Genomic DNA, 13,252 nt, shown 5'->3' with positions numbered 1-13,252 from the left:
CGTAATGGAATATACGAGGCCTCATTTTTGAGGGACGAAGCACTTAGGATCTTAAGTGGCGGTGACGGGTTGGACGGAGAGGTAGTTTGCCTCGCCAGCGCAGCCCTGGAGGCCTTCGACGCGGACGAAGGCACTGGCGGTTTCGCCAGGTGGGTACACGCGGAGACCATCGGCGGGTTGTGGCTGGCAGGTGGCGGGATCTATCACGTCGACGACAGTCATCTTGAGGCCCGCACGAGCAGATTTGCCGGGTTCTAGGGTTACTGTCGCACTGGGGAGGCTGGTTTCGCGCTCAGCAGCTGCGCCTAGTTGCGTGCCATCGTCATTGGTCACTGCGGACACACCGGGAAATCCGGTGAGAGTGCACGGAGCGTTGGAGGTGTTGGTGAAGACGATATCAGCCAAGCGTGAACCGGCTGCGCCCTGCTCATTGTTGAGGCTGATGTCGAGCTGCGCTGTAGCGCAGGCGCCGTCCTCGGTGCTGGCTGGAACTGTTTCAGCTGTGTCCTCCTGCGTCGCCTTAGACGACGAAGCATCCGAGGCAGGACTGTCTGCTGACGCAAGCGGTGTGGACACGGCATCAGTGTCATCGGAAGCCTGCGGAGTGGCGTGGCTTTCGGGGCTCGGGGAGGGAGAAACGGGGGCGGGGGAGACGTCGGAAAGCGGGGCGTCCGTGCTGTCATCGGTGCTGCAGCCGGTCAACACGAGGGCAAGGGAACCGGCGGCGAGAACGGGGAGTAGTCGCTGCGTAGTCATGGGGTGGAGTCTAGGGTTTAGGAGGTTAGAGATCCTGCAAGGCGGGGAATACTCTCTCCTTGAGTAATGGCGCGATATCGACGTCCGGAGCGGCGGGATCGACCCATGCTAGCTCGGCAATCTCCTTGTCAGGGTGTGCAACAGAGATTTCTTCTTCGTAGACATACACGTGCGCGTGGATAGTCTGTGGGGCGTCGTTAGCGGCTGGGGAGATATAGGTGGCAAGCCGGCGCAGCTTGGACATATCGACCACCGCGCGTATGGCTTCGTGGGCAATGAGCTGGGCCGCGCGGGCGGGATTGAGGGTGCTGTCAATGGAGCCGAAAGGCAGGACGAATTCTGGGGTGGACGTAGCGCGAATGACAAGAACTCGGCCGTGAGTATCACGCAGGACAATGGCGACAATTTCCGAAATGTCTGCAGCTGATGATGGCGAGGTGGGGTTCTCAGACATACCTCCATTGTAGGTCTGGGCGGGGGTAGGGGGACTGTGGTGAAAGAAAAGAGGGGGCACCCGAAAGCTGTCAGTAATGTAACGGGTTGGACACAGTCCCACGCGGTTGAAACACACGCCACAGTGGGCGTGCCATCATGGGTAGGTCTTATAGACCAATACGAGAAGAAGTGAAAGAGGAATTGCGTAATGCGAAAAATCCCGCACCTTAAGAAAGTCCTTGTGGGCTCGGCTTTCGCAGGTGCGTTTTTCCTGGGCAACCCGGCGGCCGGCGCCCAGGAACTTCCCACCATCCCGGAGCTAGATTCGGCGGGCATCGTGGACCAGGTGCGAGCGGATTTGGCGTCTGTGGGTATTGAGACCAAGCCGGTAGACGCCGAGCTTACCGACGCCATCGATACCGCCGTCAACGGCGCCGCCGCTCAAGCAGCACAAGACGCTTCCGCAGCAGCGGCGTCCGCACAGAATTTTCCAGTGGCACGCGAGGTCGTAGACCAAGCGCAGATGCCGGTTTTCCCGGAGGCTCCTACCTACACCGGTGCTGACGCCATCACGGGCGACCCGCTGACCAACCCGGAGCCGATTGGGCTGTTGCAGGAGGCTACGCAGCCGGACTTCGTGCCGCAGGGCACGGATCCGAACTACGTGTGGAAGAACGACTCGTTCTCCAAACTAGCTGCAGGCAAGCCGCAGGCAGATTACGTGCTGCACCGTGTACCTGGTTCCTTCTACGATGCACCGCAGATCCCCGAGGAATCCAACACTGCGATGACCGAGGGCAAGTCCCTGTACGGCCCGGGCACCCCGCTGTATATCAGCGAGGACACGATGTGCACGCTGACTGCAGCAGGTACCGATGCCCAAGGCCGCAAAGTTGGCATCACCGCTGGCCACTGCGGCAACGTGGGTGATCCTGTGTCGTCGGCGGACTCCTGGCAGGTTGGCCCTACCGGCACCCTGGTGACTAAGAACACCTACCTGGACTACTCGGTTATTGAGTTTGGTTCCAAGGCTGAGGTAACCCGCAGCTACAACGGCGTGACCGCCTACGGTGTCGGCGGCGCGGCACAGCCGGGTGAGGTTGCCTGCAAGCGTGGCGTCGCCACTGGTACCACCTGCGGTATGACCTTCCAGCACGGCAAGGAGATCTCCGTGAACCAGGTCTGCGCCATGGTGGGGGATTCCGGTGCACCAGTTTTCCGTGATGGTCGCATCGTCGGTTCCGTCTCCCGTGGACTGTTCCCGGGACTGCCGTCCTGCCGTACTCCGTGGCAAGGAGCGCTGCACAACCCGACGGTCGTCTCCAACACCGATGCCATTGTTGCGGATCTGAACCGCCGCGGTGAGGTGGGTTCTGGATTCACGCTTCCGGAGAACTAGAAGTACGTTTCTAACAAATATGGCCCCAGATCTTTAAAGATCTGGGGCCATATTTGATCGAAGTGACCTACGCGGCGCGGCTCGCAGGGGAGCGAAGCCGGCGTGTGGCGTTGGGGCGCCGCGCGGCGTTAGGACAGAGCGGCGAGGGTGGCGTCGTGCAAAGTGCCGTTGGTGACCAGTGCCGAGCCGCCGTGGGGTCCGTCCTCGCCGCGAACGTTGGTGAAACGGCCGCCGGCCTCGGTGACAAGGAGAGCCGGAGCTGCTAGATCCCAGAGGGAAACCTCAGGCTCGGCAGCGATGTCGACTGCACCTTCGGCTACCAGGCAGTAGTTCCAGAAGTCTCCGTAGCCGCGCAGGCGCCAGACCTTGTCGGTCAGGGAAATGAAGGTGTCGCGGTGAAGCCCCCACCCGGCCAGGGAGCTCATGGCCAAGGAAGCATCCTCGAGATTGGCCACCTCGGAGACGCGCAGACGTTTCGGCTCGCCGCCGAAAACGCGGTAGGCGCCGCCGCCCTTGGCGGCGTACCAGCGTCGGCGCAAAGCGGGGGCGGAAATGACGGAGACGACGGGTTCACCGTCTTCGAGGAGAGCGATAAGCGTGGCCCAGACAGGGACGCCACGAACGAAGTTCTTGGTTCCGTCGATAGGGTCGATGACCCACTGGCGGCCCTCGTAGCAGGCTTCGCCGCCGAACTCTTCGCCCAAAACTTCATCGCGCGGGCGGGAACGCTTGAGCGCATCACGGATGGCCTTTTCGCAGGCTAAGTCCGCATCCGAAACCGGAGTCATGTCCGGCTTTTCCTTCACGGATAGGTCAGCAGCCTCAAAGCGGTGCATGGTGACAGCATCCGCGTGGCCCGCCATTTCCAAGGCTAAGCCGAGGTCTTCTTTGTACTTACCCACGGAGCCATTCCTCCATCTGATCGACTACCTGTTTATTACCCGCGATACACCATTCCACACCGCCGGCTTCAACCTTGCGCGCCGCGCCGCCGGCAGCGATGACCAGCGCTTGGCCCGGATACCAATCCCAGTCTTTGACGGAATGCTGCATCCATGCGCCCCACGTGCCATCCGCCACTGAGGACAGATCAACCGAGCCAGCGCCCAGCATGCGCACGGTAGCGAAGTGCGGGGCAACCTTCTCCCACGCTGCAGAAATCTTGGGATCGGTGATGCAGGAAGGATGGAGGTAAGTCGAGAGGCACAGGTCCTCCGCGGGGGCATCGGCCAGCGGGGTGACTTCCTTGCTATCCAGGGTGGTGGGGAAATCACGGCCACCAAACCAGGTGTAGCCCATGGCGGGGCGGTGGACGGCGCCAAGGATGACCCCGTTGGCGTCGATAAGCGCAAGTGCGGAGCACCAGTAGTCGAAACCGGAGGCAAAGTTGAAGGTGCCGTCGACGGGATCGATAACCCAGGTGCGGCCGGACTTCGATTCGCGGTTGGCGCCTTCTTCGCCCACGATGCCATCCTCGCCGCGCAGGGCCTCGAGGACGCCGGCGACGAAGCGCTCGGCAGCGAAGTCAGCGTCGGTGACAACATCCGAACGGTCGGTCTTCTGGGATACGTCTACGCCCTGCTCACGCAGGCGCCAGGCTAGGCGGCCGGCGTTGTAGACAAGCGCCTGGGCAAGGTGGGCATCGGTATCGTCCGCATGGGCGACGATGAAGGTCTTGATGATGGCATCGATCATCTCGGTGAGGCTTGGCTGGTCACTCATGCCGCCTATTGTCGCGCTAAATGCGGCCGATGGCTAATCAGAGAGTGAGAATAAGTAGAGTAGGGGGCTATGCGTCCGGAACAAACAGCACGACTTGAGGAACTCAGCGCCACCTTGACCTCGATTGAGAAGGTCATGGACCCGGAGGCGGTGTCCGAGCGCGTGCGTGAGCTCGAGGCCCAGGCAGGGGACCCGTCGCTGTGGGACGACCCCGACCACGCCCAGAAGGTGACCTCAGCCCTTTCGGCGGAACAGGCAAAGCTGCGCAAACTGACCTCCCTGCGGGGAAGGATCGAGGATCTGCCCGTCATGTCTGAGCTGGCGGAAGAAGAAGGCGATGAGGCCTCCCAGGAGTTGGTGGATACCGAGCTGAAGGAGCTGGGCGCCGCCATCGAATCACTCGAGATCACCACCATGCTCTCCGGCGAGTATGACGAGCGTGAGGCTGTCATCAACATTCGCTCCGGCGCCGGTGGCGTCGATGCTGCGGACTGGGCGGAAATGCTCATGCGCATGTACACCCGCTGGGCGGAGAAAAATGGCCACAAGGTAGATGTGTACGACATCTCCTATGCCGAGGAAGCCGGCATCAAGTCTGCCACTTTCGTGGTGCATGGTGAATACATGTACGGCCAGCTCTCCGTGGAACAGGGCGCGCACCGCCTCGTGCGCATCTCGCCCTTTGATAACCAGGGGCGCCGCCAGACCTCCTTCGCTGAAGTCGAGGTGCTGCCAGTGGTGGAGCAAACAGACTCCATCGAGGTACCGGATTCGGAGGTGCGCGTGGATGTGTATCGCTCGTCGGGGCCAGGTGGGCAGTCGGTGAATACGACGGACTCGGCAGTGCGCTTGACACACATCCCGACCGGCATCGTGGTGACCTGTCAGAACGAGAAGTCCCAGATCCAGAACAAGGCTTCTGCTATGCGCGTGCTGCAGGCCAAGTTGCTGGAGCGCAAGCGCCAGGAGGAGCGCGCGGAGCTCGATGCGCTGGGCGCGGGCGGCAATGCGTCCTGGGGAAACCAGATGCGCTCCTATGTGTTGCACCCGTATCAGATGGTCAAGGATCTGCGCACAAACTTCGAGGTCGGTGACCCGTCCAAGGTGCTGGATGGCGATATTGACGGCTTCTTGGAGGCAGGTATTAGGTGGCGCATGGAGGGCAACGAGGCCTAGGCTTCAGTGACAATTGTTGCTACTGTTGCTTAAGTGATCACTTTTGAGAATGTGTCCAAGGTCTATCCGACCTCCACGAGGCCCGCGTTGGACAATGTGTCTTTTGACATAGACGACGGCGAATTCGTCTTCCTCATCGGCCCCTCGGGCTCCGGAAAGTCCACCTTTCTGCAGCTCATGGTGCGTGAGACAAACGTGAGCTCCGGTGATATTCATTTCGGGGACTTCCACGTCAACGCGCTGAAGGGCCGCCAGATTAACCAGCTGCGCCAGTCCATCGGCTATGTCTTCCAAGATTTCCGCCTGCTGCCCAAGCTCAATGTCTACGACAACGTAGCGTTTGCCCTACAGGTCATTGGCAAGAAGAAGTCGCGCATTGCGAAGCAGGTTCCGGAGGTGCTCGACATGGTGGGCCTGGGCGCCAAGCAGCACCGCATGCCGCACGAGCTGTCCGGCGGTGAGCAGCAGCGCGTGGCCGTTGCGCGTGCCTTTGTGAACCGTCCCAAGCTGCTGCTTGCCGACGAACCCACGGGCAACCTCGATCCCGCCACTGCTGCGGAAATCATGGCCTTGCTCACCAAAATCAATCGCCGCGGAACCACCGTGGTGATGTCGACGCATAACGCGCGCGCGGTCAACGACGCCCGCCAGCGCGTCATCGAGCTGCACAACGGCACGCTCGTGCGCGATGAGAAGAACGCGATGTACGGGGAGGCGCTCTAGATGAACTTAGGCTTTGTTTTTCGGGAGGCCTTCAAGGGGCTCGGCCGCAACATCACCATGACCATCGCTATGGTGATCACCACGGCAATTTCGGTGGCACTGGTGGTCGCCGGCGTGCTCGTGGCCCAAATGACTAAGGACACCAAAGACATCTACCTTGAGCAGGTAGAGGTCATGGTGCAGCTCAACGAGGACATCTCCACCAACGATCCGGAGTGCAAGGACGCTGCCTGCGCTGGGCTGAAGAAAAAGCTGGAGGCAGACGATGAGATTGAATCCGTGGGCTATCGCAGCCAGAAAGAATCCTACGATCGCTTCGTTGAGCTGTTCAAGGAAACCGACCCCGTCATGGTGGAGGAAACATCACCGGACGCGCTGCCCGCAGCCTTCCACGTGCGGCTGAAGGACCCGACGGACACCGCGCCTATCGACGCCATCGCGGATGACCCCGCCGTTACCGACGTCATCGACCAGCAGGAAGATGTGCGCAGCGCCGCAGGCAACCTGGATGCGATCCGCAATGCCACCTTTATCCTCGCCGGGGTGGTGGCGCTGGCGGCCATCATGCTCATCGCCAACATGGTGCAGATTGCCGCCTTCCAGCGCCAACGCGAAACCGCCATCATGCGCATGGTGGGAGCATCGCGCTGGATCACACACGCACCGTTCATCGTTGAGGCCATCTTGGGTGCGCTTGGCGGCGTCATCCTCGCCGGTGCCGGCAGCATCTTGGGCAAGAACCTGGTCATCGACCCGGCACTCAAGGACCTGTACCAGAAGCAACTCTTGGCACCCGTGACCTCGTCCGATGTGTGGACGGTGCTGCCTCTCGTCGGCATTGTGGCGCTGGTTCTGGCGGCGCTCACAGCTCAGGTCACTATGCGTGCCTACGTTCGGACCTAAGCCCGCATACGCGATGTGGTTTTTGCCTGGCTGTGGCGTAATATAGTCCGAACTATGGCGAAGAAGGCAAAGAAGAAAAAAGGGGCAGTGGCCGATAACAATTCGACACTGGCCACCAACCGACGTGCCCGCCACGACTACACCATCCTCGACACCTTGGAATGCGGCATGGTGCTCGTGGGCACCGAGATCAAGTCGATGCGCGAAGGCAAGATTTCCCTAGCGGATGCCTTCGCCACTATCGACGACGGCGAGGTCTACATCCGTAACCTCCACATCCCGGAGTATTCCCAAGGCTCGTGGACGAATCACTCGCCCAAGCGCACCCGCAAGCTGCTGCTGCATCGCCGTGAGATTGACAAGCTCATGGGTCAGGTGCGCGATGGAAACAAGACGCTCATCCCCCTCAAGGTCTATCTCAAGAACGGTCGCGCCAAGTGCGAGCTGGGACTGGCCAAGGGTAAGCAGGATTACGACAAGCGCGAGGCCATCAAACGCCGCGACCAAGACCGCGATATCACCCGTGAGCTGGGCCGCCGCGTGAAGGGCATCAACGCCTAAGCTGCGAACGTCTAGCCTGGGTGCCATGATTTATACGGCCAAGGTTCATGACGTTATTCACGGTGATGAGGAGCTGCATGGGGAAGCGGTGCTCGTCGATAAGCTCTGGCCCCGCGGCGTGGCCAAAGAGCGCCTCGATTACGACCACTGGTTCAAACACGTGGCTCCCAGCGTAGAACTACGTAAGTGGTGGGGACACGATGCTGACAGCTTTGAAGAGTTCGCGCGGCGCTACCGTGCGGAGCTCGATGACAACGACAATGAGGAGCTGAAGCAGTTGCGCCAGTTTGCCGCGGCTGGCGACGTCACCCTCCTCTTCGCCGCCAAAGACCGCGAGGTGAACCACGCCGTCGTGCTCAAGGCGTGGCTCGACGAGCGCTAGACGAAAAGTCCCCAAACGGCGGCGCCCACAGCGATGAGGCCCGTGACGACAACGAACACGTTGCTCGGGCGGCCGCGGAACTGCTTGAGAGCATCAATTCGGTGGATGGCGTACATCGGCAACAGGTACAGGATCGAGGCGATGAAGGGGCCACCGATGGCCTCAATGAGGCTAAGAATCGATGGATCGATGATGGCAACGACCCACGCTGAGACAAAGATGATGCCATGCATGATGGAGGTCAACTGCTTTTCTGACAGCTTCTTCGTGGCACGAGGAGCTGCGGTGCGCAGGAGATAGTTACCGCCCTCGGTCGCGCCCAACACGTGGCCAAAGTAGGAGGAGATGATGGCCACCATCGCGACGATGGGGGAGATGAAGGCCAAGACCGGCACTCCGGTGACGTTGGCCAGGTAGGAGAGAACCGGCAGGTTCTGCTCGCGGGCCTCAGCCAGACCATCTGCGCCGAGGGTGAGCGTGCACGACCACACGAAGAACATGGTGAAGATGGTGAGTAGAATCGCTGTGAGCGCCAGTGCGCGCGAGGCATTTTCGGAGCTCTTCTCTCGGCCGTGTGCAGCGACCATAGCGAGGGAGAACTGCGAAATCGCCGGGGAGTGGTTAAAGGAGAAGACCAGCACCGGAATGATAAGAGCCACCGCGCCGACGACGCGCCAGTCATTGTTGCCCACCTCCATGAAGGAGGCGATATCCCAGCGTGGGATGAGATAAATAGACAGCGCGCCGAGGCAGAAAATCAGCGGGTAGACCAAGAACTGCGTGACGGTGAGCACGATGCGCTGGCCAAAGGCGAAGACGATGGTCATCACGCCCACCAGCAGGAAGGACAGCAGAGGACGGGAAATGGTGGGGCCATCCAGCTGATTGACGATGAAGCTGTTGACCGTGTTCGTAATAGATACGCCATAAATCAGCACGATGGGGAAAATCGCGCAAAAGTACACCACCGAAATGATAAGACCCGCGGTCTTGCCAAAGTAGTCCGTAACCACGGCGGTGATGTCCTCACCCTGGCGGGGCGACACACAAATCATGCGTGCGAGTCCGCGGTGGGAGAAGTACGTCATCGGGCCGATGAGAATGGTGGCCACCAGCAGTGGCCAAAAGCCGAAGCTGCCGGCATTGATGGGCAGAAACAGGATGCCGGCACCCACGGCGGTGCCGAAGAGCGAAATCGCCCATTCAGTGTTGCTGGCTTGTTTCTGGTCGGTGTGTACGGAGGCAGAGTTCTCGGTCGTTGAGCTCACTTCGCTACCTTTAACTGCTTTGACGGATGTGACTCACACACCTTAGCAACGTTGAATTTATTTCAGGTCACAAGGCGGGGTTGCATAGGGACTGTGGGGTGGATTGCTTGCGGGAATAGGCTTCAATGCACTAGCGTTGTACGAACCGTAGGGGAAGCGTGAGCTTCCTTTACAGCGCTTTTCACAGCAATGTTTCCGCACCACTGCGGACAAGGGGTCGACTTGGTTTCGACTTCGTACATTGAGCCAGGGGAAGCGTGCCGGTGCAGGCTAGAGACCACCGTTAAGCGTCGTAGCAACCAATAAACGCAGAGAAGAACTCTCAGCGTGACTACGCCCTCGCTGCCTAATTCCAGCGACGCGTGTCTGTCAGCCTAGGTTTGGTTCCTGACCTAGATCCTGGCATCGACTAGGGAACTTGCCTGACCGGTTTGTTGTTCGGCCGGTTGGGGACTTTTAGAGCAACTGGGCCCATCATCCGGAGCGTGTTTGCCCGAGCCGGAGGGCCGAGTAGAGATCCTGTGCAGACTGCGCACGGAGAAGCCCTGGCAAGATGACGAAGGACCCGGGTTCAATTCCCGGCGGCTCCACCGTGAAGCCCCAGCTAGATAGCGTTCTAGCTGGGGTTTCTTTTCGTTTATGGGATGTGGTGAGGGGAGGCCGCTTTAGTTCAGCTCTTCTCGGCACTGTTCCTTGGTCTTGCCGGAGTCGAGGCAGTTTGCCCAGTCAATTTGCCCCTGTACCCATGGGCTAGGCTTGCGCGGCTGTTGCTGTTCTGGCGTGGGCGGAACGCCTGCGTTTGCTTCGTCTTCGAGGTGCTGCTCACCACCCATGGTGTCGAAACACCATTGGGAATAGGAGACGGTGCCGTCAGACCAGCGTGCTGACCCTGGGGTGCCCTCGAGGCATTCCACAACGACGGGTTCTGCGGGGGCCTGCTCGACCGCGGGAGCCTCAGCTATTGGATTATCAGCTTGTGGGGAAGCCATGGTGGGATCGGGCTGTTTGGCCTCCGGCTTTGTGGTCTCTGTCGTGCTTGTGTGCTCCGCGCTCGAGGACGCATCGGACGTCTCAGGTGAAGATGACGCCGCGCTGCTCGGTGGGGTTGGAGCAGGCTCGGTGTTGGAGTTGCACCCAGCTACGGCGATAGCAAGTGCGGTAAGCGCGATGGTGAGCTTCTTCATGCTGATGTCCTTTCAGGAGGGAACTGCTAAATCTCGAGGTTTGGTGAGCGTCGTCGGATTTGTGTGCGGCAGTGGTTATGCCAGTCAGGTTAGCCATAACCGCCACGGCAACTGTTCCTCACGGGGAATGGTCATCGTCGGATATAGTATTGCTGCATGACTTTTGAGCCACAACGCGTCACTGTTGTCTTGTTCGAGGGCTTTGAGCTTCTCGACGTCTTCGGGCCCGTCCAACTGCTTCAAGCCGTCCCTGACGTCATCGTGGATTTCGCTGGGCCCACGGGCGAGCCAGTTGCTAGCTCTCAAGGCGTGGAAGTGGTGCCGACAATTTCTTATGAGCAGATTGAGCAGACTGACATCATTCTTGTCCCAGGCGGCAAAGGAACCCGGCAGCTCGTAACGAACAAATCTTTTCTGGCGTGGATTCGTGGCGTGGGCTCGCAAGCGCCTGTGGTTGCCGCCGTGTGCACGGGTTCTGCGGTCCTAGCGGCGGCGGGGCTCTTGGAGGGCTATGCCGCAACGAGCAACAAACGCGCGTTTGCGTGGGCGAGCTCCTTTGGCAAGAAGGTGGCTTGGCAGCCGGAAGCACGGTGGGTACACGACCGAAATCGATGGACTTCCTCAGGTGTTGCGGCTGGGATGGATATGGCGGTCGCGCTCATTGCGCATCTCAGCTCTGAAGATGTGGCGATGGCTGCTGCCAACTTTGCAGAGTATGAGCCGCACCGCGACAGCGCGTGGGATCCTTTCGCGCGACTTTATGGGCTGGCGTCGTCGAACGGCGACGATGCTGAGTGAGGGGGGCGTCGTGGCTCTCGGGCAGATTCTGTGACGCTCACGGTAGATAAGGGGCTAAAACCGGCGATTTTCTTGCCGCTATCTACCGTGACCGTAGCGGGGGAGAGAAGGCTTGTAATGGGGTAGGGGCCGGAAAAGCGGACTAAGGCAAGTCGGAGAAAAATGTGACGTGGGCCCGAATTATTTGTTACTTGAGTTACATTCCCGTGGTAGCCTTTTCCCAACAGTGTGACGTGGAGCACTGGGACTGACCCCTACGACAGGAGTACCCATGAACAGCCCGACCAACGCAGCGCCACAAGGCGGCGCTGGTACCGCGGAGAAGCCCAAGGCGAATTCCGTCAAGGCAGAGCAGAACAAGAGCCCACAGCCTAGCGGGGGAATGCTGGACAAGTTCCTCAACGGTGTGGAATACATCGGCAACAAACTGCCGGAGCCCTTCACCATCTTCTTAATCCTCTTCCTGATTACGGGCGTGCTGTCTACCATCATGGCGAAGATGGGCGTGGAGATTAAGATTCCAGGCTCAGATGAAATCCAACCGGTTAAGGGCCTATTCACCGGTGAGGGGCTGACGTGGTTCACCACGACGATGGGTGAGAATTACATCAACTTCCCGCCGCTGGTCACGGTGCTGCCTATCATGTTGGCCGTGGGTGTGGCGGAGCGCTCCGGCATGCTTTCTGCTCTTATCCGCAAGCTGTTCGGTTCGGCGAAGCCGTGGCTGCTTCCGTACGCCGTCGGCGTTATCGGCGTGACCGCCTCCGTCATGGCGGATGCAGCCTTCGTTATCGTCCCACCGCTGGCTGCCATGGTCTTTAAGGCTGCTGGCCGCCACCCCGTTGCCGGCCTTATTGGTGGTTTCGCCGCTGTGGGCGCAGGTTATTCGACGGCACTGGTGCCCACCTCGCTGGATGCCCTGTTCGCTGGAATTACGACAGCGGTCATGGACACGTTGCCGAACACGGAGTTCGCTCCCGTCAACGCGATGTCGAATTACTACTTCAACGTGGCCTCTTCCATCGTTTTGGGTGTGCTTGCCGGTTTCATCATCGACAAGGTGATCGAGCCGCGCATGTGGCAGCAGGAGGTTCCTACTGAGGAGGATATCGATCCCGAGGACGCCGCTGAGCGTGGTGATCGTGACGAGAACGGTGAAGAGCTGACCGCCGAGCTGCGCCCAGCTGAGTCCAAGGGCCTCATCTGGTCCGGTGTTGCCACAGTTATTCTCACTGCCGTCATCCTCTTCGCGGTCCTTCTGCCAGAATCCCCCTGGCGTAATGAGGAGGGCAGCTTCTTGCCCAAATCGCCGCTGCTGAACTCCATCGTTTTCATTGTCTTTGCCTACTTCTTGGTGCTCGGTGTGGTCTACGGCCGGGTTGTCGGCACAGTCAAGGGGATCACTGACGTCGTCAATATGATGATCGGCGCACTCAAGGACATGATGAGCTTCCTTATTCTGGCGTTCATCTTGGGCCAGTTTGTGGCGCTGTTTGCGTGGACCGGCATCGGTACTTTCACCGCGGTCAAAGGTGCGGCCTTCCTTGAATCCATCGGTCTTACCGGCTTCCCGGCCATCTTCGCCTTCATCGCGCTGGCCTCCTGCCTGAACCTGCTGATCATTTCCGGTTCCTCCATGTGGACGCTCATGGCGGCGGTCTTCGTGCCCATGTTTGCGCTGCTCGGTTACGAGCCGGCCTTCATCCAGGGCGCGTTCCGCGTGGGTGACTCGGCAACCCAGATCATTACCCCGCTCAACCCGTACATGATTGTTATGCTGGGCTTCCTCCAGCGCTATGAACGCGAGGCAGGCTTGGGAACGCTGATGTCGCGCCTCGTGCCCTTCGTGGTCCCATTCTTTACCGCGTGGGCGATCTTGCTGGCCATCTGGTTCTACGTGGATCTCCCACTGGGCCCAGGCAACAACGTCATGATTGGTTAAAAG

14 protein-coding genes and 1 other RNA gene are annotated in these 13,252 nt (G+C 60.0%); 9 read left to right on the top strand and 6 right to left on the bottom strand.

From position 1 onward, the window contains the following. Window positions 1-51: 51 nt before the first annotated feature. Window positions 52-756: a DUF4232 domain-containing protein gene (locus tag I6J72_RS07665; protein ID WP_204098763.1), complete on the bottom strand. Its 705-nt coding sequence runs from the start codon at window positions 754-756 to the stop codon at window positions 52-54. A 25-nt stretch (window positions 757-781) separates the two neighbouring features. Further along, entirely contained in the window at window positions 782-1,210 is a 429-nt protein-coding gene (locus I6J72_RS07660; protein ID WP_039674290.1) for an NUDIX domain-containing protein, read from the bottom strand. 189 nt (window positions 1,211-1,399) lie between these two features. On the opposite strand from I6J72_RS07660, the gene I6J72_RS07655 reads away from it, so the two are divergent. Further along, window positions 1,400-2,590 (top strand): S1 family peptidase, encoded by a 1,191-nt coding sequence (locus tag I6J72_RS07655; protein WP_204098762.1) that lies wholly within the window; start codon window positions 1,400-1,402, stop codon window positions 2,588-2,590. Between the two features lie 128 nt (window positions 2,591-2,718). Here the strand turns inward: I6J72_RS07655 and hisN are convergent, their stop codons facing one another. Both hisN and I6J72_RS07645 read right to left on the bottom strand, forming a co-directional pair. Next, window positions 2,719-3,492, bottom strand: a complete 774-nt coding sequence (gene hisN, locus I6J72_RS07650; protein ID WP_204098761.1) for a histidinol-phosphatase — start codon at window positions 3,490-3,492, stop codon at window positions 2,719-2,721. Further along, the gene (locus I6J72_RS07645) at window positions 3,485-4,312 is read right to left on the bottom strand and encodes an inositol monophosphatase family protein (RefSeq protein WP_204098760.1); all 828 of its coding nucleotides are present in this window, start codon (window positions 4,310-4,312) and stop codon (window positions 3,485-3,487) included. Before I6J72_RS07645 ends, hisN begins: the two co-directional genes overlap by 8 nt. Before the next feature lie 69 nt (window positions 4,313-4,381). On the opposite strand from I6J72_RS07645, the gene prfB reads away from it, so the two are divergent. The 5 genes from prfB to I6J72_RS07620 are packed head-to-tail and all read left to right on the top strand — an operon-like array spanning window position 4,382 to window position 8,057. After that, on the top strand, window positions 4,382-5,488 hold the full coding sequence (prfB, locus tag I6J72_RS07640) for a peptide chain release factor 2 (RefSeq protein ID WP_204098759.1): 1,107 nt from the start codon (window positions 4,382-4,384) through the stop codon (window positions 5,486-5,488). A 33-nt stretch (window positions 5,489-5,521) separates the two neighbouring features. Then, a complete protein-coding gene (gene ftsE, locus I6J72_RS07635; RefSeq protein ID WP_070672598.1) occupies window positions 5,522-6,211 on the top strand; it encodes a cell division ATP-binding protein FtsE in 690 nt (229 codons plus the stop codon). Next, window positions 6,212-7,114 (top strand): permease-like cell division protein FtsX, encoded by a 903-nt coding sequence (gene ftsX / locus I6J72_RS07630; protein WP_204098758.1) that lies wholly within the window; start codon window positions 6,212-6,214, stop codon window positions 7,112-7,114. Window positions 7,115-7,168: 54 nt separating this feature from the next. Then, window positions 7,169-7,675, top strand: a complete 507-nt coding sequence (smpB, locus tag I6J72_RS07625) for an SsrA-binding protein SmpB (RefSeq protein ID WP_070672593.1) — start codon at window positions 7,169-7,171, stop codon at window positions 7,673-7,675. A 25-nt stretch (window positions 7,676-7,700) separates the two neighbouring features. Beyond that, window positions 7,701-8,057 (top strand): DUF488 domain-containing protein, encoded by a 357-nt coding sequence (locus tag I6J72_RS07620; protein ID WP_204098757.1) that lies wholly within the window; start codon window positions 7,701-7,703, stop codon window positions 8,055-8,057. Here the strand turns inward: I6J72_RS07620 and I6J72_RS07615 are convergent. Next, a complete protein-coding gene (locus I6J72_RS07615; protein ID WP_204098756.1) occupies window positions 8,054-9,325 on the bottom strand; it encodes a septum formation initiator in 1,272 nt (423 codons plus the stop codon). The genes I6J72_RS07620 and I6J72_RS07615 overlap by 4 nt on opposite strands. 213 nt (window positions 9,326-9,538) lie before the next feature. Between I6J72_RS07615 and ssrA the strand changes: the two genes are divergently transcribed. Continuing rightward, window positions 9,539-9,918: a transfer-messenger RNA gene (gene ssrA, locus I6J72_RS07610) on the top strand. Between the two features lie 72 nt (window positions 9,919-9,990). Here ssrA and I6J72_RS07605 read toward each other — a convergent pair. Further along, complete coding sequence (locus I6J72_RS07605; RefSeq protein ID WP_204100534.1) at window positions 9,991-10,509, bottom strand: hypothetical protein; 519 nt, start codon at window positions 10,507-10,509, stop codon at window positions 9,991-9,993. A 156-nt stretch (window positions 10,510-10,665) separates the two neighbouring features. Here I6J72_RS07605 and I6J72_RS07600 point away from each other — a divergent pair, with 156 nt between their 5' ends. Both I6J72_RS07600 and I6J72_RS07595 read left to right on the top strand, forming a co-directional pair. Then, the gene (locus I6J72_RS07600) at window positions 10,666-11,307 is read left to right on the top strand and encodes a DJ-1/PfpI family protein (RefSeq protein ID WP_204098755.1); all 642 of its coding nucleotides are present in this window, start codon (window positions 10,666-10,668) and stop codon (window positions 11,305-11,307) included. Between the two features lie 271 nt (window positions 11,308-11,578). Then, complete coding sequence (locus tag I6J72_RS07595) at window positions 11,579-13,249, top strand: AbgT family transporter (RefSeq protein WP_204098754.1); 1,671 nt, start codon at window positions 11,579-11,581, stop codon at window positions 13,247-13,249. Window positions 13,250-13,252: the final 3 nt, after the last annotated feature.

It is taken from the genome of Corynebacterium sp. FDAARGOS 1242 (assembly GCF_016889985.1).
In the GTDB taxonomy this organism is placed as follows: Bacteria; Actinomycetota; Actinomycetes; order Mycobacteriales; family Mycobacteriaceae; genus Corynebacterium; species Corynebacterium minutissimum_B.
The sequence above is the reverse complement of the archived record's forward strand: the minus strand, read 5'-3'. Positions and strand labels throughout refer to the sequence as shown.